This is a genomic window from Amycolatopsis sp. lyj-109, assembly GCF_046548995.1.
GTDB lineage: Bacteria > Actinomycetota > Actinomycetes > Mycobacteriales > Pseudonocardiaceae > Amycolatopsis.
The window spans coordinates 467952-489732 of record NZ_JAJPWR010000001.1 but is presented as its reverse complement, the minus strand read 5'-3'; the positions used below and the strand labels follow the sequence as shown (position 1 = coordinate 489732).

The 21781-nt window shown below is 70.9% G+C and carries 25 protein-coding genes; 9 read left to right on the top strand and 16 right to left on the bottom strand.

The annotated features are described in order from the left end of the window. Positions 1 to 309 precede the first annotated feature (309 nt). Together ACLJQF_RS02300 and ACLJQF_RS02295 are read right to left on the bottom strand one after the other, a co-directional pair. Positions 310 to 435, bottom strand: coding sequence for a histidine kinase (locus tag ACLJQF_RS02300; protein WP_410606511.1), 126 nt, complete (start codon positions 433 to 435; stop codon positions 310 to 312). Between the two features lie 206 nt (positions 436 to 641). Continuing rightward, entirely contained in the window at positions 642 to 1295 is a 654-nt protein-coding gene (locus ACLJQF_RS02295; protein ID WP_410606510.1) for a TetR/AcrR family transcriptional regulator, read from the bottom strand. 146 nt (positions 1296 to 1441) lie between these two features. Here ACLJQF_RS02295 and ACLJQF_RS02290 point away from each other — a divergent pair, with 146 nt between their 5' ends. The 3 genes from ACLJQF_RS02290 to ACLJQF_RS02280 all read left to right on the top strand — a co-directional run bounded on the left by ACLJQF_RS02290 (position 1442) and on the right by ACLJQF_RS02280 (position 3805). Further along, positions 1442 to 2713, top strand: coding sequence for a nucleotide disphospho-sugar-binding domain-containing protein (locus ACLJQF_RS02290; protein ID WP_410606509.1), 1272 nt, complete (start codon positions 1442 to 1444; stop codon positions 2711 to 2713). A gap of 344 nt (positions 2714 to 3057) precedes the next feature. Beyond that, positions 3058 to 3429: a M24 family metallopeptidase gene (locus ACLJQF_RS02285; RefSeq protein ID WP_410606508.1), complete on the top strand. Its 372-nt coding sequence runs from the start codon at positions 3058 to 3060 to the stop codon at positions 3427 to 3429. An 88-nt stretch (positions 3430 to 3517) separates the two neighbouring features. Next, positions 3518 to 3805: a winged helix-turn-helix transcriptional regulator gene (locus ACLJQF_RS02280; protein WP_410606507.1), complete on the top strand. Its 288-nt coding sequence runs from the start codon at positions 3518 to 3520 to the stop codon at positions 3803 to 3805. 342 nt (positions 3806 to 4147) lie between these two features. Here ACLJQF_RS02280 and ACLJQF_RS02275 read toward each other — a convergent pair whose 3' ends face one another. Beyond that, positions 4148 to 4291 (bottom strand): hypothetical protein, encoded by a 144-nt coding sequence (locus ACLJQF_RS02275; RefSeq protein ID WP_410606506.1) that lies wholly within the window; start codon positions 4289 to 4291, stop codon positions 4148 to 4150. Between the two features lie 158 nt (positions 4292 to 4449). Then, on the bottom strand, positions 4450 to 4824 hold the full coding sequence (locus tag ACLJQF_RS02270) for a MerR family transcriptional regulator (RefSeq protein ID WP_410606505.1): 375 nt from the start codon (positions 4822 to 4824) through the stop codon (positions 4450 to 4452). 157 nt (positions 4825 to 4981) lie between these two features. Here ACLJQF_RS02270 and ACLJQF_RS02265 point away from each other — a divergent pair, with 157 nt between their 5' ends. Then, the gene (locus ACLJQF_RS02265; protein ID WP_410606504.1) at positions 4982 to 5332 is read left to right on the top strand and encodes a putative quinol monooxygenase; all 351 of its coding nucleotides are present in this window, start codon (positions 4982 to 4984) and stop codon (positions 5330 to 5332) included. A gap of 29 nt (positions 5333 to 5361) precedes the next feature. Continuing rightward, positions 5362 to 5838, top strand: coding sequence for an LLM class flavin-dependent oxidoreductase (locus ACLJQF_RS02260; protein WP_410606503.1), 477 nt, complete (start codon positions 5362 to 5364; stop codon positions 5836 to 5838). Between the two features lie 21 nt (positions 5839 to 5859). Here the strand turns inward: ACLJQF_RS02260 and ACLJQF_RS02255 are convergent, their stop codons facing one another. From ACLJQF_RS02255 to ACLJQF_RS02215, 9 genes are read right to left on the bottom strand one after another with little or no spacing between them, the layout of a single operon-like run. Further along, positions 5860 to 7197, bottom strand: coding sequence for an NtaA/DmoA family FMN-dependent monooxygenase (locus ACLJQF_RS02255; RefSeq protein WP_410606502.1), 1338 nt, complete (start codon positions 7195 to 7197; stop codon positions 5860 to 5862). An 11-nt stretch (positions 7198 to 7208) separates the two neighbouring features. Beyond that, the gene (locus ACLJQF_RS02250) at positions 7209 to 7463 is read right to left on the bottom strand and encodes a hypothetical protein (protein ID WP_410606501.1); all 255 of its coding nucleotides are present in this window, start codon (positions 7461 to 7463) and stop codon (positions 7209 to 7211) included. After that, positions 7456 to 8205: an SDR family NAD(P)-dependent oxidoreductase gene (locus ACLJQF_RS02245; protein ID WP_410606500.1), complete on the bottom strand. Its 750-nt coding sequence runs from the start codon at positions 8203 to 8205 to the stop codon at positions 7456 to 7458. The genes ACLJQF_RS02250 and ACLJQF_RS02245 overlap by 8 nt, the downstream gene beginning before the upstream one ends. Beyond that, positions 8202 to 9314, bottom strand: a complete 1113-nt coding sequence (locus ACLJQF_RS02240; protein ID WP_410606499.1) for an FAD-dependent oxidoreductase — start codon at positions 9312 to 9314, stop codon at positions 8202 to 8204. The genes ACLJQF_RS02245 and ACLJQF_RS02240 overlap by 4 nt, the downstream gene beginning before the upstream one ends. Further along, positions 9301 to 10971: a dipeptide ABC transporter ATP-binding protein gene (locus ACLJQF_RS02235; protein ID WP_410606498.1), complete on the bottom strand. Its 1671-nt coding sequence runs from the start codon at positions 10969 to 10971 to the stop codon at positions 9301 to 9303. Before ACLJQF_RS02235 ends, ACLJQF_RS02240 begins: the two co-directional genes overlap by 14 nt. Next, a complete protein-coding gene (locus tag ACLJQF_RS02230; RefSeq protein WP_410606497.1) occupies positions 10968 to 11789 on the bottom strand; it encodes an ABC transporter permease in 822 nt (273 codons plus the stop codon). Before ACLJQF_RS02230 ends, ACLJQF_RS02235 begins: the two co-directional genes overlap by 4 nt. Positions 11790 to 11812: 23 nt before the next feature. Continuing rightward, on the bottom strand, positions 11813 to 12802 hold the full coding sequence (locus tag ACLJQF_RS02225; RefSeq protein WP_410606496.1) for an ABC transporter permease: 990 nt from the start codon (positions 12800 to 12802) through the stop codon (positions 11813 to 11815). Continuing rightward, entirely contained in the window at positions 12799 to 12987 is a 189-nt protein-coding gene (locus tag ACLJQF_RS02220; protein ID WP_410606495.1) for a hypothetical protein, read from the bottom strand. Before ACLJQF_RS02220 ends, ACLJQF_RS02225 begins: the two co-directional genes overlap by 4 nt. After that, complete coding sequence (locus ACLJQF_RS02215) at positions 12984 to 14444, bottom strand: ABC transporter substrate-binding protein (RefSeq protein ID WP_410606494.1); 1461 nt, start codon at positions 14442 to 14444, stop codon at positions 12984 to 12986. Before ACLJQF_RS02215 ends, ACLJQF_RS02220 begins: the two co-directional genes overlap by 4 nt. A 236-nt stretch (positions 14445 to 14680) precedes the next feature. Here ACLJQF_RS02215 and ACLJQF_RS02210 point away from each other — a divergent pair, with 236 nt between their 5' ends. Together ACLJQF_RS02210 and ACLJQF_RS02205 are read left to right on the top strand one after the other, a co-directional pair. Then, entirely contained in the window at positions 14681 to 15352 is a 672-nt protein-coding gene (locus ACLJQF_RS02210; protein WP_410606493.1) for a GNAT family N-acetyltransferase, read from the top strand. 51 nt (positions 15353 to 15403) lie between these two features. Continuing rightward, positions 15404 to 15949 (top strand): molybdopterin-dependent oxidoreductase, encoded by a 546-nt coding sequence (locus tag ACLJQF_RS02205; protein WP_410606492.1) that lies wholly within the window; start codon positions 15404 to 15406, stop codon positions 15947 to 15949. Here the strand turns inward: ACLJQF_RS02205 and ACLJQF_RS02200 are convergent. Further along, the gene (locus tag ACLJQF_RS02200; RefSeq protein WP_410606491.1) at positions 15927 to 16541 is read right to left on the bottom strand and encodes a TetR/AcrR family transcriptional regulator; all 615 of its coding nucleotides are present in this window, start codon (positions 16539 to 16541) and stop codon (positions 15927 to 15929) included. The genes ACLJQF_RS02205 and ACLJQF_RS02200 overlap by 23 nt on opposite strands. Positions 16542 to 16608: 67 nt before the next feature. Between ACLJQF_RS02200 and ACLJQF_RS02195 the strand changes: the two genes are divergently transcribed. Then, positions 16609 to 16995: a Dabb family protein gene (locus ACLJQF_RS02195; protein ID WP_410606490.1), complete on the top strand. Its 387-nt coding sequence runs from the start codon at positions 16609 to 16611 to the stop codon at positions 16993 to 16995. 375 nt (positions 16996 to 17370) lie between these two features. Here the strand turns inward: ACLJQF_RS02195 and ACLJQF_RS02190 are convergent, their stop codons facing one another. Beyond that, positions 17371 to 17763 (bottom strand): winged helix-turn-helix transcriptional regulator, encoded by a 393-nt coding sequence (locus ACLJQF_RS02190; RefSeq protein WP_410606489.1) that lies wholly within the window; start codon positions 17761 to 17763, stop codon positions 17371 to 17373. A 73-nt stretch (positions 17764 to 17836) separates the two neighbouring features. Further along, positions 17837 to 18898 carry an LLM class flavin-dependent oxidoreductase gene (locus tag ACLJQF_RS02185; protein WP_410606488.1) on the bottom strand — a complete coding sequence of 354 codons (1062 nt, stop codon included), beginning with the start codon at positions 18896 to 18898 and terminating at the stop codon, positions 17837 to 17839. A gap of 144 nt (positions 18899 to 19042) precedes the next feature. Between ACLJQF_RS02185 and ACLJQF_RS02180 the strand changes: the two genes are divergently transcribed. Then, complete coding sequence (locus ACLJQF_RS02180; RefSeq protein WP_410606487.1) at positions 19043 to 21766, top strand: family 78 glycoside hydrolase catalytic domain; 2724 nt, start codon at positions 19043 to 19045, stop codon at positions 21764 to 21766. Positions 21767 to 21781: the final 15 nt, after the last annotated feature.

Genomic DNA, 21781 nt, shown 5'->3' with positions numbered 1-21781 from the left:
GCGGCAGCCCGGCGCGTGCTTGCGGGCATTGGCCAGTCCTTCTTGGACCACCCGGTAGACGGCGAGCCGGACGAGGCCGGAAGCACCTTCGTGATCAGGTGCGCTCCGACGCACTCGTCCGGCTGCCCGGCTGCCCGGGTCTGGTCGGGTCTGGTCGACGAGATCGCCGAGCCGCTCCAGTGGTCGGTTCCTGTGCCGCGAAAGCGCATCGTGCGCGGGGGTGAGGACGTTCAACAGCTCCCGCAGATCGGCGAGACCGCGGCGGCGGGTGGAGCCGATCAACTTCAGCCCGTGTCGAGCCTGGCCCGGTCACCGTCTTGAGTACTGCGCAGCGCCCGCTTGCATGACCATGGCCGTCACGTGATGGGTGACCACGTCATGCAGTTCCCCGGCGACGCGTTCACGTTCTTTCCGCAAATCGGCTTCGCGTCGCATTGGAATCCTGCGTGCCCGCGGACCTTTACGTCATCCCGCCCGGCGTGGAGCTGCCGGTGTTGCCGTTCATCGGAGTCGACCTCCGGTTCTCCGTTCACCCGGCGAATGCCGCGCAGTCACGGATCTAGCGCACCGGATCACCGAAGTGTTGACCGACGAGGAAGCGCAGACGTCCGCGGCAGCAACCGCGAAATGTACACCCGGTGTCAGGTGGCGGCGGCGCCGTCGGGTATCTCTGGTGGGGGGATCAGCCGGATGGTGCGTTCGAGCAGCCAGGTGCGGAATCGTTCGGGTGACCAGCCGGCGAGGTTGACGAGCAGGTCGTACTGAGTCGGGTGGGCGGCAGCCCAGAACTCGTCGGCGATTGCGGTCGGGTTGACATGTGGGTCGACCAGGCCACGATTCACCAGTTCGGTCACGAAATCACGGCCGGCCGTTCGCATGTCGTTCATCCGCCGGTGGTATGCCGAGGCCAATTCAGGGTCGGCTCGGCGGGCCTCGCTCCAAGCCGCGGTAAGAGCGTCGACCCGTTCGTTGCTCGAAGCGACGTAGGTGACCAGCGCGGCGAGGATCTCACCGAGACTGTCGCCTGCCCAGGCCGGGGCGATATCGCTGCGCTGGATCAGGCCGAGGGGTTCCCCGTCGTTGATGGCGTCTTCGAACGCGGCCAGCAGCAGTGCCGGTTTGCCGCCGACCGCGGTGACCCGCTCCAGGGACACGCGCGCATCGCGGGCCACCATTCGCAGGGTTGTCGCGGTATACCCGAGGTCGGCGAACAGCTGCCCCGCGACTTGCACGACCCGCTGGCGGGTCTCGGCGCGCCGGGCGTCGCGAATCGGAGAGTCATAGTTGCGGGGCATCAAGGCTCCTGGGGTGGCTTCGTCAGCATCGACGTCGGTTCTACCAGGCCAACTGTACCGTATTGGCCAGACTGTGTTACGGTTAATTACCGGCTCGCCGACGTGCGACCGCCCGATGCCTCTCGCCACGCACGAAATGGACCATCATGTCTTCAGTCATCCTCGCCGCCCCGGGCGTTCCCGGAGAGCTCAATCCCATTCTGGAACTCGCCCGCGATCTGCTTGCCCGCGGACACGAGGTGGTTGTGGTCACGAACACCATGTTCGGGCCGGCCGTAACCGCGACCGGTGCTCGATTCGTGGCGGTCGGCGGCGCGTGCGATCTCGACGAGCATGGGCTGTCCGCCCTGCTGAGTGAGGGTGCCGCACTTACGCCAGGGCCGGAACTGCTCAACTTCCAGTGGAGTCGGCTGTTCGCTGACCCCATTGCCGACCAGCACGCCACCCTGCAACGCCTGCTCGACGAAGATCCAACCCGTGTGCTGATCACCAACTCGGTGTTCCTCGGTGCTTGGCCGGTCGCGCTGGGCGCACCTGGCCGACGCCCGGCGCGGTGGATCGCCGTGGGAGCCAACCCTCTGTCGGTTTCCAGCATCGACACCACCGCGTTCGGACCGGTACCTGCCGAGCCTGGACAAGACCCGCACGCCGGTAATGTCGCGGCTAACGCCGGTCTCGTTGCGGCGACCGAACCGACTCGTCTGCACATCGAGAAAATTCTCCGCTCTCTCGGGGCAGATCAGGCCGTGCCATCTTTCGTCGACGGCATTGTCACCGTCCCGGACATCTTCGTCTCGCTCAGCGTGCACGCTTTCGACTTCCCGCGCAGCGACTTGCCCTCCAACGTTCTCTACGCGGGCATTCTCGCCGCTGCGCCATCCGCACAGTGGACACCACCCGAGTGGTGGGCCGACCTGGATGGCGAACGCCCGGTCGTTGCCGTCACCCAAGGCACCGTCGCCAACCGGGATCTAACCGAACTGATCGAACCGACTCTGCGCGCCTTGGCCGACAGTGACGTCCTCGTCGTCGCCGCCACCGGTCGTGAGGACGACGCGATCGGGACCACCGTGCCCGACAACGCCCGGGTCACCCCCTTCGTGCCGTTCAGCGAATTGCTGCCCAAATGCGCACTGCTGGTCACCAACGGTGGATTCGGTGCAACCCAACAAGCCCTGGCCGCCGGAGTTCCGGTCGTCGTTGCCGGCGCAACCGAGGACAAGCCGATGACCGCTGCCCGAGTCGCGTTCCACCACGTCGGTGCCAACCTCGACACCGCCAACCCCAGTCCTGTCCAGATCCGCGAAGCCGTCGTGCGCGTCCTTGCCGACACCGAGATCGCGGCCAACGTCACCAACATCTCCACCGCTTACCAAACGCACGACGCCCGAAAGGAAATCGCCGACCTTATCTATTGAGACGAGGAGGCGGACCGTTCGCCACATCCTCAGGGAAGCCCCTAAACCCGGCGCCGGTTTGGACCGGCCGTAGCCGATCGTGGTGTGGTGCAGGTGATTGAGATGTTTTGTCCTGAGTGGACTGTACTGTCCGCTGGGAAGGAGCCAGGGAGTCCCGCGGGCCCGCGGTCGCCGGTTCTCCATTGGACGCACTGCGCTGGACCGGTCAACGAACAGGACGTCCTGGTACTGGACGCCGGTGTCGAGCTCGAAGTTCACCGAGGCCCTGCGGGAGGTGTACGACCCGGCCCGCGCGGCCCAGCGCGCGGCCCTGGCAGGCCTACGGCGCTCTCGAACAAGCCGCGATGCGAGTTCTGGCGTCGGGGCTTGAAGCCTGGGGACTGCTTCCGGTTTCGGCCGGTGAAGCGCTGTCGGCCGATGGTCAGCAGTATCGCCGGTTCATCGTCTGCGGGGCTGGCCACTTCCTGGGTCTGGACGTGCACGACTGCGCTGCCGCGCGACCGGGGAGCTACCGGGCCGGCCGGCTGGCGGAGGGTATGGCCTTGAGAGTGGAGCCCGGTCGCTACTTCCACCGGGACGATCTCACGGTGCCGCCCGAAATCCGTGGACTGGGGGTGCGCATCGAGGACGATGTGGTGGTCACCGAGGACAGTTATGACCTCCTGGCCGCCAACTTTCCCGTGAGCGCGGACGAAGTGGAAGCCTGGGTGAGCTGAGGTGGCAGAATCCTTGCGTCGTTTGACGGCCAGGAGTCATTTGCACGCGCCCGGCTCCGGTGCGTGCGCGATTGATTGTCCGTGCCGCGTGCTGTCCGACCTCTTGGGCACCAAGTGGACAGCTCTCGTCATCTCGGCGCTTGAGGACGAACCGTTGCGATTCGGGGAATTGCGGCGCAGGCTCACCAACGTCAGCACCAAGGTGCTTGCGCAGACATTGAGGCGGCTCGAGCGGTATGGTTTGGTCGAACGCACAGTTTACCCCGTGGTACCGATGCACGTGGAGTACTCGCTGACGGGGCTGGGCCGAAGTGCCGGCGAGCAGCTCGAGGCGCTGTGGAGCTGGGCTGGCTCCCACGCCCACCTCATGCGTTGAGCCGATCGGCAACGCCGTCCAGGGCAATTGGGGCGCTGCCGCGCAGGACGCCATGGGCGCGGTCACCGGGGGAGCCTCCCGCTACATCGGCGCGGCGGTGAAGGTCGCCCGCTCGGTGCGCGTGGTGAGGCATGTCGCGCAGGCGCTGAGGTGGTCCCCGCAGGTGTAGTGGCGGTGATCGGCCGCCTGTCCCCGCTCAAATACCGCACCTGAACCTGCTCGGCCGCTACGGCTTCACCGCCTCCACCCCGGCCGCCGGCGCCCTGCGCCCGCTGCGCGACCCGGATGCGCCGGAGCTGGAGGAGGACGAGGACGAGTCGGCGGCCGACCGAAGCGGGCCTGTCAGCCGGCGGGCACCAGCGCGGCGTCGTACTGCTCGACGATCCAGGGCAGCACAACGCAGGAGAGCAGGAGCCAGTCGCTGTAGCGGCACAGGTCCCGGTCGCGGACCGGAAAGTGGAACTCGGAGGCCGTGAACTCCTCCAAGGAGTCCCCAAGGGCCGGTCGGCGTCAACGCGGCCCTCGAACCGGCCCAGCGTGCGCGTCACATGCGCCTCGGTGCCGAACTCCGCCCAGCTGAAGTCCGAGAACAGCCACTCCTCGGCCTGGGCACCGGGCCAAGGCGTGCGCGTGCTGGTCGAGCCTCAGACCCCCGCGGCCTCGCCGGCCGGCCGGGTCGCGCCGAACTCGGCGGCGGCGAGGACAGAGTCCAGTCGGGCTCGCGTGGTGGCAAGGTCCCGAATGTGATCGTCGAGGCGGTCCCGCTCCGCACGAAGCCGGGCGATCATTTCCGGGCCGGCGATACCGGTGTGCACGCACGGCAGGAACTCCACGATCGTCCGGCTGCTCAGCCCGGCAGCGTAGAGGAGCTGGATCCACCGCACTCGCTCGACCGTGTCCGGGGTGTAGAGGCGCTGCCCGCCTGCGCTGCGGCTCGACGCGATGAGCTGCTGCTGCTCGTAGTAGCGCAGCGCCCGCGTGCTCACTCCCGCGGCCGATGCCACCTCGCCGATACGCATCCCGTCGCTCCCTCTGCTCCACATGCCGCTGGGTCCCGGTTGCTGCCGGGCCGTCCCGGGTTGTCATCCGACTTGCCTTTGACGTTAACGTCAACTTTTACACTCCGGAAGCCGGGCGTCAGCACCGGCGGAACCGACCATGACGGAGTAGGACCTGATGAGCACTGACGACACGACACCCGACGGCCTCATCCCCGCCGCCGTCCTCGCCTCGGACATGCCGGTCGCGGTATATGGATACGCCCGGGCCAAGGCGGGCGGGGAGGGCCGGATGCTGGGCGAGATCCAGGCGATCATCGGCCTCACCCGCAAGGAGGACGGATGCGAGCAGTACGTGGTGCACACCACGCCGGACCAGCCGGGCGCCTTCGCCTTCTACGAGCGCTGGTCCTCCGGCGCCCACCTGCTGGCGCACGTTTCGCAGCCGTTCATGCAGACGTACTTCGCCGCCATCGCGGGCCTGGTCGAGGGGGAACTGGAGGCCCACTGGCTGCACCCCCTCTCCTGACCCACGGCACACGGCCGGCCCCGCGCCAGGTGGGGCCGGCGCATCCGGATCGCCGTATCCGCGATGGCGCGGCATGCGGGCAGAGGTACTTCGGCGGTGCGTCCGCGGCCACCGAGGCGGACGTTCAGCTCTTCTGGGGCGAGCCGCTCGACGGCGTCGCTGAACGGATCGAGCGGCTGGAGGAGCTCGGTGAGAAGCTGGGGCGTGAGCACGCGCCGCTGGAGTACGGGCTGCGCGTCACGACGGTGGTGCGGGATAGCACGGACCGGGCCTGGGCGGACGCCGAGGCCAAGGTCGAACGGATGGCGAACGGCTCGATCGCCCGCACCTCCGACTGGTCTGCTGCCACCGGGCAGCAGCGGCTGTTCGACCTGGCCGCGCGGGGCGATGTGCTGGACGACAAGTACCGGGCGCTCGGGATCAGCCACTTCGTGCTGTCGGACACCCCGTATCTGCCGGAGATCGAGCGTCAGGGCGATCAGCTTCTGCCACTGCTGCGCCAGTGACTGTCCGGGAAGGACGGATCTTCACGGTTCGATCCCGAGGTGGGCACGCAGGGTGGTGCCGGTGTACTCGGTCCGGAACACGCCACGTTCCTGCAGCAGCGGCACCACCTTGGCCGCGAACTCGTCCAGGCCGCCCGGGGTGAGGTAGGGCGCGAGGATGAAGCCGTCCGCCGCGTCGGTTTGGACCAGGTCGTTGATCGACGTGGCGATCGTGTCCGGGGAGCCGACGAAGGTGTGGCGTTCGGTGACCTCGGTGATCAGGTCCCGGATGGAGAGGTTCTTGGCCTCGGCCAGCTCCCGCCACGCACGGGCGGTGGCGAGCGGGTCGCGGTACTGCCGGACGCTGGCCCGGCCGGGTGCGATCGTTTCGCCGACAAGCGGGTCGACCGTGGGGAGCGGGCCTTCGGGGTCATAGGCCGACAGGTCGCGGTTCCACAGCTGTTCGAGGAGTTTGATCGCGGTCTGCCCGCTCACCTGGGCGCGGCGGACATCGCGGGCGAGCTCGGTGGCGTCGGCATCGGAGTCGGCGAGGACGAACGTCGCCGCCGGGAGCACGACGAGCTGCTCCGGTGTCCGTCCGTGGCGGGCCAGGCGGCCTTTGACGTCGGCGTAGAACGCTTGGCCCGTTTCGCGGGTGGCGTGGCGGCTGAAGATCGCGTCGGCGGCGGCTGCGGCGAATTCGCGGCCCTCGTCGGAGTCGCCGGCCTGCAGGATCACCGGGCGGCCTTGGGGACTTCGCGGGACGGTGAAGCGGCCGGAAATCGTGAACTGCGCGTCGTGGTGTTCGAAGGTTCCGGCGTGCGGGTCGCCGAGGAAGACGCCGGAGTCCTGGTCCGCGACGATCTCGTCGCCCCGCCAGGAGCCGAACAACCTTCCGGCGGCTTCGAGGAATTGCCGGGCACGTTCGTAGCGCTGGTCTTTCGGCAGGAAGCCGCCGCGCCGGAAGTTTTCGCCGGTGAAGGCGTCCCAGGACGTCACGACGTTCCACGCGGCGCGCCCGGCGGAGAGGTGGTCGAGCGAGGCGAACTGCCGGGCCACTTCGTAGGGTTCGTTGAACGTGGAGTTGATCGTGCCCGCGAGCCCGAGCCGGTCGGTGACCGCGGCCAGCGCGGCGAGCACGGTGAAGGTGTCCGGGCGGCCGACGACGTCGAGGTCGTAGATCTCGCCGTGCTGCTCGCGCAGCCGCAGGCCCTCGGCAAGGAAGAAGAAGTCGAACTTCGCCCGCTCGGCGGTCTGTGCGACGTGCGCGAAAGAGCTGAAGTCGATCTGGCTGCCGGCGTCGGGGTGGCTCCAGATCGTCGTGTTGTTGACCCCGGGGAACCCCGCCGCCAGATGGATCTGCTTCAGGGGCTTGCTCATTCGGTGCCTCCTCAGGCGGCGTAACGGCCGGCGGTGCGGTCGAGACCGAGCAGTCCACGCAGCGTTGGCGAGCTGCGCCGGCGTCCCGGTGAAGATCGCGGCGTCGGAGGCGTACTCGGCCCCGGCGAGTTCGTCCAGGCGCGCCGGTGGTAGCCGAAGCGCTCGGCCGCCCGGGCGAGGTCGACGGTGTTGCGTACGGCTTCGGCCACGTCGGACCCGGAGCTGACCGGGACGAGGTCGAGCACCGACCGGGGGACGTCAGGCACGCCGCTTCTCCTGCTCTGCCGGTGGGGGAAGGATTCCGGTGCTTGCGTCGAGTCCGCCGTCGACTGGCACGGTCACGCCGGTGACGTAGGACGCGGCCGGTGACGCCAGGAACCAGATGACCTCGGCTTGTTCGCGCGGCGACGCCCAGCGGCCGAGCGGGATCCGGGCGGCGAGGCCGGCGGGGGCACCGGCGGTGAGGTCGGTGGTGGTGAGCCCCGGTGCGACGGCGTTGATCCGGATGCCCTGGTGGGCGTAGTCGATCGCGGTGGCCCGCACCAGGTTCACGACGGCGGCTTTCGCCGCGTTGTAGGCCCAGGTGCCGGGATCGCCGCGCAGGCCGGAGACCGACGCCGTCGCGACGATGGCGCCCCCGCCCGATTCACGCAGCGCCGGCACGGCCGCCCGGATCCCCAGTACGACACCGCGCACATCGACGGCGAGGATGCGGTCGAACCGCTCGACCGCGGAGTCGTCCTCCAGCGGCGGGGTACCGCCGACACCGGCGTTGAGGACCACCGCGTCCAACCGCCCGAACGTCTCGACGGCCAGCGCCACAGCGGCGGTGTTGGTCGACTCGGCGGAAACATCACCGGCCAGCGCCACGACGTCCGGCAGCGCCGATAGCCCGGCCTCGTCCACATCGACGGCCACGACGCCGTACCCGCGCTGTGCGAACAGTTCCGCGGTCGCCCTGCCGATTCCGCTCGCGGCGCCGGTGACGATGGCGGTGGGGCGGGTCACGGCGTGCCTGCCCACGCGAACCGGGTGTCGGGGCGTTGCCCGGTCGTGGCGAGGTCGGCCAGGATCCGCCCGATGACGGGGGTGAACTTGAAGCCGTGCCCGGAGAACCCGGCGGCGACGACGATCGGGCCGTGCCGATCGAGGACGAAGTCCGACGTCGGGGTGGTCGTGTAGGTGCAGCTGATCGGCGCGCAGCCGTCCGGGTCGAGGCCGGGGAGCCATTCGTGCACGTACGCGCGCAACGCTTGCAGCTGACCGGGTTCCGGCGTGAAGTCCCGGCGGTCGGGGTGCACCTCGGGCCCCACCCCGTGGAACCCGACCTTGACGCCTTCGCCGGGGGTGGCGAGCCCGTAGGTGCCGCTCGGGTACCCGGTTCCGGCCGGGTCGAAGTGGTGGCTGAAGGCGGGCCAGGTCAGGTCGGCGCGGATGCTCGCGAAGTGCGCCGGCTGTTCCTGCGTCACCCGCAGCGGCGGGAGCGGGACGAGCCCGTCGAGCAGCGTGTGCGTCCAGGCCCCGGCGGCCACGACGACGGTGCGGGCCCGGTAACTGCGTTCGATCGTGTGCACCGAGACGTCCTGCTCGCCGTGGGTTTCGATGCCGGTGACCGGTGTTTCGTGGCGGACGACGGCGCCGAGCTTGGCGGCGGTGGTCTGCAGTGCGGACACCGCCTTGTCGGCGTGCAGCCGCCCGGTGTGCGGCAGGTGCAGGATTTCCCCCTCGAACCGCAGGCCGGGCCAGCGTTCGACGGCTTCCTCGTGCGAAAGCCGTTCCGCGGCCAGTCCGGCGGCCTCCAGTGCGGGGGCGACCCGGCCGAGCTCCGGGCCCCGGCCGTGGCTGACCCCGCCGGTGATGGTGAGCAGGTCGGTGCGCGAGACGTCTTCCAGTTCGCGCCACAGCGCTTCCGCCTGCCGGGCCAGTCCGATGTAGACGGAGTCGGGGTAGGCGAGCCGGAAGATCCGGGAGGCGCCGTGTGACGCGCCGCGGGTGTGCCCCGGGGCGAACCGTTCCAGGAGCACGACGTCCGCCCCGCGCGCGGCGAGCTGCCAGGCGGCGGCGGACCCCATGGCGCCGCCACCGATCACCACGACGTCGGCGTCACGCACTGGCACGGCGGGCCTCCCGGGGCCGGAGCGCGGCGCTGTCGAGTTTCGGCACCGCGGCGAGCAGCTGTCGCGTGTAGGGGTGTTCCGGCTCGCGGAAGATCTGTTCGACCTCACCGGACTCGACGATCTGCCCGTCTTTCATGACCAGCACCCGGTCGCTGACGTGGTAGATCACGCCGAGGTGGTGGGAGATGAACACGTAGGCGATGCCCAGCCGGGCCTGCAGGTCGGCGAGCAGGTCCAGCACCTGGGCCTGGATGGACACGTCGAGCGCGGACACCGGTTCGTCGCACACGATCACCCGCGGTTCGGGCGCCAGTGCCCGGGCGATCGCCACCCGCTGACGTTGCCCGCCGGACAGCTCGTGCGGGCGCCGGTCGAGGATTCCGGCGTCGAGCCCGACCTGGTCGAGCAGTTCGCGGACGCGTTCGCTCCGGCGGCGGCGCGGCAGGCCGGTGACGGCGAGGGGTTCTTCGACGATGCGCCGCACCGGGTAGCGCGGGTCGAATGAGCTCAGCGGGTCCTGGTAGATGACCTGGATGCGCCGCCGCAGGGCCCGCGCGGCGGCGCCGTGGATGTCCAGCCAGGACGTGCCGTCGACCTCGACGGAGCCCGCGTCGGGCCGGGCGAGGCCGAGCAGCAACCGGCCGGCGGTCGTCTTGCCCGAGCCGGATTCGCCGACGATGCCGAGGGTTTCCCCGGCGCGCACCCGGAACGAAACGTCCCGCACGGCCGTGAGCACCGCGTGCCCGGGCAGGGGAAACGTCTTGACCAGGTCCTTGGCCTCGAGCACGACGTCGTTGCCGATCGGGGCCCGCGGCTGCGCGACCGGCTGCCCCTCGGCCACCGACAGCCGGGTGCCGCGAGCGTGCGCGACCGGAACGGCGGCCAGCAGCCGCCGGGTGTAGGGGTGCCGGGGGTTGTCGAGCACGTCGGCGGCCGTGCCTTGCTCGACGAATTCGCCGTCCTTCATCACGAGGAGGTGGTCGGCGAGCTGGGCCACCACGGCCAGGTCGTGGCTGATGAGCAGCAGGGCGGTCCCGGCGGCCTTCCGCTCGGCCAGCAGCGCCAGGATCTGCGCCTGGACGGTCACGTCGAGCGCGGTCGTCGGCTCGTCCGCGATGAGCAGGGCCGGCTCGGCCGCGATTGCCGAGGCGATCAGGGCGCGCTGGCGCAGTCCGCCCGAGAGCTGGTGCGGGTACTGTGCGGCCCGCGCTTCCGGCTCGGGGACACCGACGGTGCGCAGGAGTTCCACCGCCCGGTCCGCCACGTCGGCGGCCGGGACCACCCGGTGTTCGCGCAAGGGCTCCGCGACCTCGGCGCCGACCTTGCGCAGCGGGTCCAGCGAGACGAGCGCGTCCTGGAGAACGAAGCCGACCCGCCGTCCGCGCAACGTCCGCCAGCGTCGTTCCGGAAGGCCGCGGATGTCGGTCGAGTCGACCTCGAGGCGATCCGCTTCGACGTCGGCGTGCACCCCGGCCAGCCCGATCAGGGCACGGGCGGTGGCGCTCTTGCCCGACCCGGATTCGCCGACGATCGCGACGCACTCCCCGGGCCGGATCGTGAAGGACACCCCCCGGACGGCCGGCACCGGGTGGTGACCACGCCGGAAAGTGACGTGCAGGTCGTGGACGTCGACGAGTGCCGTATCGGATGGGGTCATCGGGCGGACCGGCCTTCCAGTCGTCGTTGCAGGTACTGCCCGGTGACGGTGGTCGCGAGCACGGTCGCGGTGAGGGCGAGCCCGGGGAACACGGCGGGCCACCAGGCCACCGCGTAGTAGTCCCGGCTCGCCGCCAGCATCGCCCCCCATTCGGCGGTCGGTGGCTGCGGCCCGAGTCCGAGGAAGCTCAGGGACGCGCCGGCCGCGATGGTGGCGCCGACGCTGAGCGTCGCCAGCACCAGCACCGGGCCGACCGCGTTCGGCAGCAGGTGGCGCAGCACGACCTGCCACTTCGGCCAGCCGAGGGCGTGAGCGGCCTCGACGAACGCCGAGCCCCGGATCCGCAGGATTTCCCCGCGCACCAGCCGCGCGTAGGCCGGGGCGACGATCACCGCGAGCCCGACGATCGAGGTGCCCGTACCCGCGCCGAGCACCGCCACCACGAGGATGACCAGCAGCAGCCCGGGAATCGAGAGCAGCACGTCGAGCAGCCTGCTGACGACCTCGTCGCCGACTCGCCCGCCCCGGGCGGCGAGCACGCCCAGGACGGTGCCCGCGGCCAGGCCCAGTGCCGAGGCGCCGAGCCCGATCAGCAGTGAGGGCCGGGTCCCGAAGACGATGCGGGCCAGCAGGTCCCGGCCGTTCTGGTCGGTGCCGAGCGGGTGCCCGGCGCCGGGGCCGAGCAAAGTGGCGGCCGGGTCGGCCGCGTCCGGGTCGAGGTGGGTGAACAGCTGGGGGACCAGCGCGGCCAGGACGACCACGACGAGGAACGCGGCACTCAGGACGAGTCCCGGTCGCCAGGTTCGCCGGGTCGTCATGACCGTGACTCGATCGAGCAGGCTCATCGGGCCGTGTCCTCACTGCGCAGGCGCGGGTCGACGAGCCGATAGACCACGTCGATCGCGATGTTGACCACGACGTAGAACACGGCGGCGACCAGCACGACCCCGAGCACCAGCGGCATGTCCTTGTGATCGACGGCGTTGACGGTCAGCCGCCCGAGTCCCTGCCGGGAGAAGACCTGTTCGACCACCACCGCGCTGCCGATCATCGTGCCGGCCAGCCAGCCGGCCAGGGTGATCACCGGCAGGACGGCGTGGCGCAGCACGTGCCGCACCCGGACGGCGGCCTCGCTGATTCCGCGCGAGCGCGCCGTCACCACGAACGGCTCGTCCAGGACGCGCTCCAGGCTCTGCCGGAGAACCTGGGTGAGCATGCCGATCGGGGCGACCGACAGCGTGAGCGCGGGCAGGACGAGCGCGGCGAATCCCGCGGAACCGACGGCCGGGAACCAGTGCAGCTGGAAGGAGAACACCGTCAGCAGCAGGATGCCGAGCCAGAACGACGGGACCGCCACCCCGACGACCTCCAGGCCGGCGAACGTACCGCGCACCCACCGGGGCCGGTGCGCCGTCAGCACCGCGATGACCACCGAGACGATCAGAGCGAAGGCGATGGCGGTCAGCAGCAGTTGCACGGTGGAGCCGAGCTGCTGGCCGATCGCCTTCGTCACCGGCATCCGCAGTGCGTAGGAATCGCCGAGGTCGCCTCGGACCAGCTTGCCGAGGTACTGCAGGTACTGCACGACCAGCGGCCGGTCGAGGGAGTACTCCGCGACGATCTGCGCCCGCAGTTCGGGTGAGATCTGCGTGGTACCCCCGGCGATGGCGTCGACCGTGTTCCCCGGAATCAGGTGCAGCGCCAGGAACGCCAGCGTGATCGCACCCCAGAGGACCAGGACCGAGCCGGCCACGCGGCGGCCGAGGGCGCGGGCCGTCGAACGGCCCCGGGCGTTCGCGACCCGCGCCGGCCGGGGGAGGACCGCGGTCACGGCGCCAGCCAGGTGTCGTAGAACGTCGGGAACGCCTGCGGCTCGAACGTGATTCCCTGGACCTTCGTCGCCGCCCCGACCACGTAGTTGAACACGTACACCGGGAACACCGCCGCGTCCGCCGTGACCTGTTGCTGGGCCTTGGCGTAGAGGTCGGCCTGCTGCTGCGCGCTCCCCGCGGTCAACGCGTCGTCGAGGTCCTTGTCGACGCCGTCATTGCGGTAGCGGCCCAGGTTCGTGCCGAACCCGGTCTGCGGGGTCGCGATGTTCGCACTGCCGAACAGAGTCCGCAGCGCGTCCGGCGACGCTCGCTGCCAGCTGAAGTCGCCCAGGTCGTAGCCCGTGCCCGCCCCGACAGCTTCAGGAACCCGCCGTAGTCGACGTTTTCGTTCTTGATCTCGATGCCGAGCTGTTTCGCCGCGGCCTGCAGCTGGTCGGCGAGGACGTCGCGCTGCTCCCGGACGTAGGCCTTGAGGAACGGGTGGACCAGCGTCAACCGGGTACCGTCCTTGGTGCGGTAGCCCGCCGCGTCGCGGCCGGTCCAGCCTGCCTGGTCGAGCAGCTGGTTCGCCTTCGCGGCATCGTAGGCGTAGCTGGGTTCCACGGACTTGTCATAGGCCACTGTGGACGGTGCCAGTGGTCCCTTGGCCGGCTGGAAGACGCCGAAGTAGAGCTTCGAGACGATGGTGTCCCAGTCGATGCCCGACCGGAACGCCTGGCGGACGCGGAGGTCGGTGAAGGGGCCGCTCTGGGTGTTGGGGTAGTAGCTGTAGTTGCCGCCGGGTGCCTGTGCGGTCTGGATTGTGAAGCCGGGGTTCGCCTTGAGCTGTGCGACGTTGACCGGCGGGACGCTCGCGATCGCGTCGACCTGGCCGCTGGTCAGCGCGCCGAGCCGGGAGGAGTTCTCCGTGACGACCTGGATCTTGAGACCGTCGAGGTAGGCGGGTCCCTGGTGCTTGGCCGTGCCGGCGGGCCACTTGTAGTCCGCGCGGCGGGTGTAGTCGATGCCCTTCTGCGGCGTGTACCCCTCGGTGCTGACGAACGGCCCGGTGCCGACGATCTTGCTGCACAACGCCTTCGGATCCTGGGTGAGGGTGCTGGGTGCCTCGATTCCGAGGTAGGCGGTGGCCACGGCGGGCAGGAATGCGGAACTGGGCCGGGACAGACCGATCTCGACCGTGTGCGCGTCCACCACGCGGGCACCGGTGTAGGTCGAGATGGTCCCGGCGGCGAGCTTGGACTGCGTCTTCGGGTTGACGACGTGGTCGAAGTTCGCCTTGACCGCGGCGGCGTCGAAGGGCTCGCCGTTGCTGAACGTCACGCCGTCGCGCAGCTGGAACGTGTAGGTCTTGCCGTCGGGAGACACCGTCCACGCCTTCGCCAGCCAGGGCAGGACCTTGCCCTGGGCGTCGAGGGCGACCAAGGAGTCGAGGATCGGCCGGGCGAAGAAACCGGCGACGTCGGCCGGGCTCTGGTGCGGGTCGAGGCAGTCCGCGTCGGTGTTGATCGCGTAGGTGAGTGTGCCGCCACTGACGGGGTTGCCGGCGGGGCCGCTCGTCCCGGCGTCGGAAGCTCCGCACGCGGTGAGGGCGAGAGCCAGTGACGTCGCTGTCGCGATGCCGCCCAGACGTCTTGAGGACATGGTTTCTCCAGGAAGATCGAATTCCGGTCGAACCGGCCGGAGGGGCCAAGCATGTGTTCGCCCCGGCGGGCGTGTCCACGCTCCGGCCAGGACTCCCATATCGTGAACAGGTTCAGGATGTGGGAGCCACCAGGCTCTCGTTGACCGCGACGATCGCGCGGGCGACGATGAAGTCCGACCATGTTCCCCGATGTCGAGGTGTCCGGATGGTGGCAAAGTCCGTATTGGACAATCCTATGTGGACATCATTGACCGGCCCGCACGCCCGGTTCGCGGAGCGGCACGGGCAGGTCCTGCGCTACCCGGAGGACGTCGCCCCGTTCCTCGCGATCCCCGACGACGCGGACGAGCGGGTGTGGCAGGACATCGCCGAGCTCGCCGGCCCCGGCGCGGTCGTCCCGGTCGACGGCGCCGCCCTCCTGCCACCCGGATGGGAGCGGGTCGGCAAGCTGGCCGGAGTCCAGCTCGTCGACGCCGGAGTCTCGGCCGCGGTGGACCCCGAAGCGATCCGGTTGGGGCCCGCCGACGTGCCGGAAATGCTCGAACTGGTCGACCGCACCCAACCCGGCCCCTTCCGGAGCCGAACCATAGAACTCGGCACCTACCTGGGCATCCGTCGTGACGGCGCGCTGGTGGCCATGGCCGGCGAGCGGCTGCACCCGCCCGGCTGGACCGAGATCAGCGCGGTCTGCACCGACCCGGCATACCGGGGACAGGGCCTGGCCACTCGGCTCGTCCGCGGGGTCGCGGCGGGCATCCGGGCGAGGAGCGAGACTCCGCTGCTGCACACCGTCGCGACCAACACACCCGCGATCCGGCTCTACCAGTCCTTGGGCTTCGTCCTCCGGCGGCGAACCGAATTCGCGACGGTGCGTGTCCCGCCGGACCACGGCTCCGCTGTCGCTTGAAAGCCCGGCAAAAGGCCGGCCGTCCGGGAACCGGGCCCCGAGAATGCCCGCATGACGGCGTTGAACGACGAGACGGCCTACGACCGGACCCGCGTGGCGCAGTGGCGGGACGGCCGGGCGCGGATGCCGGGACTGAACCGGCGTGACCTGCTGCGGCAGACCGCGGCCGGCGGCCTGGCACTGGCCGCGGGAACCTCCGCGCCGGGCGTGGCCGCGGAGGCCGGCGGGCCGATCGTGAAACCGTTGCCGCCGGAGCTATTCGACGTCTACGGGACCAATGCCGAGACGCGCTGGGAAGCCGTGCGCGGCCAGAGCTACCTCACCCCGGTCGACCGGTTCTTCGTCCGTGATCACACGTCGACGCCGGTGCTGGACGCCGCGACCTGGCGGCTGAAGCTGTTCGGCTCCGGGCTGCGCGGCGCGCCGGCCGAGGCACCGATCGAACTGTCCTACCGGGACCTGCGCGCGCTGCCGTCCGAGACGATCACCTCGTTCATCGAATGCGCCGGCAACGGGCGGAGCCGGAACGGAACGTGCTGCGGTGGCGCACCCGGTAGCCGGGAACTGAGGAGGCTCAGGCGGCGAAGGTGCGCATGATCGTTTCGGCGGCTTGGTCGGCGACCGCGTCGATTTCGGCCGCTGGAAGAGGACGTGTGCCGAGCTGGGAGCGGCGTTCGAGCGGGCCGGTCAGCAAGGCGAGGAACTGCTCCGCGACGAGTGCGGGGTCGCAGTGGCGCAGCTGTCCGCCGACCATCAGCCGGGCGAGGCGATCCGCCAGTGCGTCACCCAGCCGTCCGGCGGTGACCGCGTGGACCTCCGTCAGCAGCTCCGGGAAGCGGCTCAGCTGCGCGTAGGTGAGCGCGCGCAAGGCGCGGGACTGCTCATCGCAGCAACGGCGGGCCAAGGTGCGGGCCGCGCGGGTGAGAGTCCGCCGTGGGTCTTCGCCCGGGGTGATGCGTCCGACCGCCGCGAGGTTGGCCGCCGCGACCTGCGCCGCGGCGGCGGCGAGCGCGGCGCGGAAGAGGGTCTCTTTGTCCTGGAAGTGGTTGTAGACCGTGGGTTTTGCCACGCCGGCTTCGGCGGCTATCTCCTGGACGTTCGCCGCGTCGTAGCCCACCCGGGCGAAGCCGGCGAACGCGGCCTCGAGGATCGCCTCCCGCTTGTCGATCCGGCCGCGCGCATTGGTCATGACCGTAGTTTACAACGGTCTCGTGAGTACGCTAATTTGAACTCACGAGTTCACCCGGGAGGCCCTCATGATCGTCAACCTGCTGCGGTTCCGCTTCCGCGACGACGTCACCGGCGACGAACGCGAAGCCGTCCTCCAAGCCATGCGGCGGACGGCGGGTGTCGAGTCCGCCGCGTTCGGCACGGTGGGGCGGGACCTCGGCGATCCGGCCGACGGATTCACGCACGCCTACTGCGTCGGCGTGGCGGACCTCGCTGCGTTGGAGCGGTACATGCACGACCCGGTGCACCTGGCCGGAGACGACGTCATCCTGCCGAGCCTGGCGCGGCTCTCGGCGGTGCGGTTCACCGACGACGCAGACCCGGACACCGGCGCGAAGATCGTCGGCCTGCACCGCGCGAAGCTCGCGAAGTACCCCGACTGGGACAGGCAGCTGAACGCGATCCCGGTCTGAATTCCGAACGGAGTTCAGATTTCGGGCATGGTCGACAGTTCATGCACGCCTTCTCGTTTTCGGTGCATGGCAACGGGACGAAGACTCGCACGATCGTGGGCGGCGGCGGGCCGGGTCTGTTGTCGCTGAGCCGCCTCGGTACGGAACCGGTGAGTTCGTCCGGCTCGCCGGTCGCATCGCTACGGCATCCGGCCGCCCGCACGGGGACGCGACGTCGGCCACTCGCCGGCGGCGTCTTCGGGCGGCCACCACCACTGAACCGACGAAGGCCGCTTCCGTGCCGGGAAGCGGCCTTCGTGCTGTCAGAGGGGAACGGCGGTGGGGAGCCTGCCGACCGCGTGGTCCATCGCGACCTCGACGGCTGAACAAGGTTCATTAGTACTGGCGCGCGGTTTCGTCGGTGTCGTAGGTCTGGCGGGCGGCCTCGAGGCGTTCGTGGTTGTGCTCGGCCCAGTCCGACAGCGCGCGGGTCGACGCGAACAGATCCTTCGCCAGGTCCGTTGCCGCGTATTCCACCTGCGGCGGCACCGTCGGGTACACGGTGCGCACCAGCAGCCCGTCGCGTTCGAGCGTGCGCAGGGTGAGGGTCAGCATCCGCCTGCTGATCCCGGGCACGGCGCGGTGCAGATCGGCGAACCGGACCGGCCCGCCGCTGGTGACGACGATGATCGCGATGCCCCACTTGCTGCCGACGCGGTCGAGCGCGGTGCGGAACGCCGCGCACGCGCCGGGATCGACGTCGTCGGGCAGACCGGCCGCTGCAGCCATCGTGCTCCCTTTCCCCAGGGGAGTCGGCAGCTTCACACGGCCGGGCGGCTCGGGCAAGGCGTCCCACGCACTGTCAGGCCGGCGGGTCCGGCAACGCGGTGCGCAGGACCGGTGCCACCTCGGAGGCGAACAGGTCGAGGGAGGTCCAGTGGCTGTCCTCGGCCAGGCCGTCCGGGTCGACGCTGAACACCGCGACCGAGTGCCCGAAGACCTCGTGCTGCCGGTGCACTTTGTCGATCACCTGCTCGGGGCTGCCGACGAGCGCGGGGGAGTACTCGACGAACTCCTCGACCGTCGGGTGTGACGGCCGCCCGCCGAACCCGCGCTGCAGCGCGGCGTACCGCTCGTACACCGGCCGGTAGGTTTCGATCGCGGCCTGGGACGTCTTGGCCACCAGGAACCCCGGGGTGCCGGCGCCGGTGAAGAGCTGGTCGGCGGGCCGGCCGTGCCTGGCCCACTCCGCGCGGTAGTGCGCCACCAGGGGGCGGGCACTCTCACTGGTGGCGGCGGCGTTGGAGAACACCACCGGGTCGCCGTACTCGGCGGCCAGCGCGACCGAGTCGAGTGACGACGAACTGCCGTGCCAGATCCGCGGCCGGCGGCCGGCGTGCGGCCGCGGCAGCGTGGTGACGCCGTCGAGGCGCGGGCGCCGGACGGCGGCCCAGGACACGTCGTTCGCGGTCCAGAGTTCGTGCAGGAGCCGGAAGTTGTCGGCCAGCGCGTGCCGCTGCTCGTCCGGCCGCAGCCCGAACAGCTCTCCGCCCGGCCCGGCGCCCTTGCCGACGATCAGCTCCAGCCGGCCACGGCTGAGGTGGTCGACCGTCGCGTAGTCCTCGGCGGCCCGGACCGGGTCCAGCACCGACAGTACTGTCACACCGGTGAACAGCCGGATGCGCGTGGTCAGCGCCGCGATGTGCGCCAGCACCACCGGCGGCGCGCTGGACAGGAACGGCCAGTGGTGGCGTTCGCCGACGCCGAAACCGTCGAAGCCCAGCTCTTCCAGCCGCACGGCCGTGGCCACGGTGAACTCGAAGCTCTTGCGCGTCGCGATGTGTTCGTCGTCGTCCGCCGAGTCCAGGTAGCGGATGGGTGCCAACCCGTAGAACTTCACCGCCGGGGCCGCCCCTTCGTCCACAGTGGATTGCTCGCGTGCTGATCGCCTGTTGCCACGAAGGGGAATCTAGGCGGCGGCCGTCCCGCCGGGAAGAAGGCACATTGCTGTTACCACCCGGGCCCGTGTGAGCATGGGCGCCACCACCGGATGTGGAAAGGGGATCGGGTGAACGCGCCCAGCGATCTGCGAGTCGAGCACCGAGCCGTGCCGATCGGCGTCACCGTACCCGCGCCGCGGGTCAGCTGGCGCCTCCCGGACGGTGCCCGCGAGCAGCGGGCCTACCGGATCCGCGGGGACGCCGGCGGCCGGGCGTGGGACACCGGGTGGGTCGAAACGGACCGGAGCCTGTTCCGCCCGCACGGCGGGCCCGCACCGGTGTCGCGCGAACCCGTGCGCCTGGCCGTGCGGGTGCGCACGGACCTGGGGGTGAGCGACTGGTCGGCGCCACTGTCGTGGGAGACCGGGCTGCTGGCGCCGACGGACTGGTCCGCCTCCTGGATCGGGCCGGCGGAGGCCGAGGTCCCGCCGCCCGGCTTCCGGCCCGCCTACCACCTGCGCACGACGTTCACGGTCACCGGCCCGGTCGCCCGCGCCCGCGTGTACGCGACCGCGCACGGGCTCTACGAGCTGTTCCTCGGCGGCGAGCGCGTCGGTGACGCGGAACTGGCGCCGGGGCTGACTGCGTACCGCACCCGCCTGCACGTCCAGGCCCACGACGTCACCGGTCACCTGCGGCCGGGCGAGGCCGTGTTCGGCGCGACGCTGAGCGACGGCTGGTACCGCGGCCGCACCTCCTACCACCGGCTGCCCGACGGGTTCGGCGACCGCACGGCGCTGCTGGCCCAGCTGCACATCGACTACGCGGACGGGACGACGGCCGTGGCCGGCACCGGGCCCGGCTGGCGGTCGGCGGCCGGGGCGGTGCAGGGCGCGGACTTCTTCGACGGCGTCGAGGCGGATTTGCGTGACGACCTCACCGGCTGGACCCGGCCGGGGGTCCCGCCGGGGGAGTGGGCGCCGGTCGTCGTGCGGCCGCCGGTCGCGGCGCGGCTCGTGTCCTCGCCGGCGCCACAAGTGCGCCGCGTGCAGGAACTGCTGCCGGTGTCGGTCACCCGCACCCGGCCGGGCCGGCACATCGTCGACTTCGGGCAGAACCTCGGCGGCTGGGTGCGGCTGGCGAACCTCGGCCCGCGCGGCACCGAACTGCGGCTGACCCACGCCGAAGCTCTGCGCCCCGACGGGGACGTCGACACCACGGGCGCGACGGCGACGCTGCGCTGGTATGACCCGCCGCGCGGGATCCAGGGCGACCGCGTCGTCTCCGCGGGCGCGGCCGGCGACGTCTTCGAGCCGCGGCACACCCGGCACGGCTTCCGGTACCTGCGGATCGACGGCCACCCCGGCAGGCTGGGCCCCGACGACGTGACGGCGGTCGCCGTCAGCTCGGACCTGCCGCGTACCGGGTGGTTCCGGTGCAGCGACGAGCGGGTGAACCGGCTGCACGAGATCGCGTTCTGGACCTACCGCAACCAGGAGTGCGACGTCCCCACGGCGGAGATCGCCCGGGAGACCTCGGGCTGGACCGACTGGGGGTTCAACGTGCGCGGCGCACGGCTGCTGCACGACGTCTCCGGGCTGAGTGTGAAGTGGCTCGCCGACCTGGCCGCCGACCAGTGGCCGGACGGCACGGTCCGGAACTACGCCCCGGACCCGCTCGGGCCGGGCAGCCGCGACGCCCGGTTCGCGATCCCGCACGGGCAGGCCGGCTGGGGTGACTCGGCGGTCTCGGTGCCGTGGGAGATCTGGCGCGCCTACGGCGACGAGGAACTGCTCGCGCGGCAGTACCCGTCGATGACCGCCTGGGTCGAGCGGGTGGTGCGGGTCGCGCGCGAGAACCGGCACCCGGCCCGGCGGGCGGCGCGCCCGGAGCCGGCGCCGCACGAGGAGTTCCTGTGGGACACCGGGTACCACTTCGGCGAGCACCTCGAGCCCGGCCCGCCCAAGCCGCTGGTGACGCTGGGCCGGCGCAACCTGGCCGAGATCACCGATCTCGACGAGTTCACGGCCGCGGTGGTCGAAGAGATGAGCGCGCGCGACCACGCGGTGTTCGCCACGGCGTACTTCCAGCGCTCGGCGCGGCTGCTGGCGCGGATCGCCGCGGTGCTCGGCCGTGACGACGACGCCCGGCGCTACCGGCGGCTCGCGGCGGACGTGCGCGCGGCGTGGCAGGCGGAGTTCATCCGCCCGGACGGCACGCTGACGGAGCCGACGCAGGCCACGCACCTGCGCGCGCTCGCGTTCGACCTGGTGCCCGAGGCGCTGCGCGGGTTCACCGCGACCCGGCTGGCGACCCTGATCCGCGACGCCGGGACGCGCCCGGGCACCGGCCTGCCCTCGACGCACCTGCTGCTGCCGACCCTCGCCGCGACGGGCCACCTCGGCCTGGCCTACGAGCTGCTGTTCCAGCGCGGCACGCCGTCGTGGCTGTCGGTGCCCGAGCGGGGCGGCACGACGTTCTGGGAGACCTGGGACGGGATCGGCGCCGACGGGTCCACGCGGCTCGCGCTGAACCTGCCGACGCGGGCCAGCGTCGTGGAGTTCCTGCACGGCACCGTCGCCGGGATCCGGCTGAACCGCCGGATCCCGGCCTACCGCCGGTTCACCGTCGCGCCCCGGCCCGGTGGGGGGATCACCTGGGCCGAGGCGCGGTACGAAAGCCCTTACGGCACCATCGAAGTGGCCTGGCGAATCGAGCGCGAGCGGTTCTCCGTCGACGTCACCGTCCCGCCCGGGACCACCGCCGACATCGTCCTGCCCGACGGCACCCGCGCCGAGGCCGGACCGGGCACGCACGGCTTCCCGTGCCCGACGGCGTCCATTGAGGACTGACCGACGGCGAGGTGT

Bases quoted from the DNA above. Each gene is read 5' to 3' on its own strand.
- ACLJQF_RS02195 (WP_410606490.1), top strand. From the start codon at position 16,609: ATGATCGTCAACCTGCTGCGGTTCCGCTTCCGCGACGACGTCACCGGC.
- ACLJQF_RS02285 (WP_410606508.1), top strand. From the start codon at position 3,058: ATGCGAGTTCTGGCGTCGGGGCTTGAAGCCTGGGGACTGCTTCCGGTT.
- ACLJQF_RS02215 (WP_410606494.1), bottom strand. From the start codon at position 14,444: ATGTCCTCAAGACGTCTGGGCGGCATCGCGACAGCGACGTCACTGGCT.
- ACLJQF_RS02210 (WP_410606493.1), top strand. From the start codon at position 14,681: ATGTGGACATCATTGACCGGCCCGCACGCCCGGTTCGCGGAGCGGCAC.
- ACLJQF_RS02230 (WP_410606497.1), bottom strand. From the start codon at position 11,789: ATGACGACCCGGCGAACCTGGCGACCGGGACTCGTCCTGAGTGCCGCG.
- ACLJQF_RS02255 (WP_410606502.1), bottom strand. From the start codon at position 7,197: ATGAGCAAGCCCCTGAAGCAGATCCATCTGGCGGCGGGGTTCCCCGGG.
- ACLJQF_RS02300 (WP_410606511.1), bottom strand. From the start codon at position 435: ATGCGACGCGAAGCCGATTTGCGGAAAGAACGTGAACGCGTCGCCGGG.
- ACLJQF_RS02235 (WP_410606498.1), bottom strand. From the start codon at position 10,971: ATGACCCCATCCGATACGGCACTCGTCGACGTCCACGACCTGCACGTC.
- ACLJQF_RS02190 (WP_410606489.1), bottom strand. From the start codon at position 17,763: ATGGCTGCAGCGGCCGGTCTGCCCGACGACGTCGATCCCGGCGCGTGC.
- ACLJQF_RS02265 (WP_410606504.1), top strand. From the start codon at position 4,982: ATGAGCACTGACGACACGACACCCGACGGCCTCATCCCCGCCGCCGTC.
- ACLJQF_RS02205 (WP_410606492.1), top strand. From the start codon at position 15,404: ATGACGGCGTTGAACGACGAGACGGCCTACGACCGGACCCGCGTGGCG.
- ACLJQF_RS02270 (WP_410606505.1), bottom strand. From the start codon at position 4,824: ATGCGTATCGGCGAGGTGGCATCGGCCGCGGGAGTGAGCACGCGGGCG.
- ACLJQF_RS02290 (WP_410606509.1), top strand. From the start codon at position 1,442: ATGTCTTCAGTCATCCTCGCCGCCCCGGGCGTTCCCGGAGAGCTCAAT.
- ACLJQF_RS02200 (WP_410606491.1), bottom strand. From the start codon at position 16,541: ATGACCAATGCGCGCGGCCGGATCGACAAGCGGGAGGCGATCCTCGAG.
- ACLJQF_RS02295 (WP_410606510.1), bottom strand. From the start codon at position 1,295: ATGCCCCGCAACTATGACTCTCCGATTCGCGACGCCCGGCGCGCCGAG.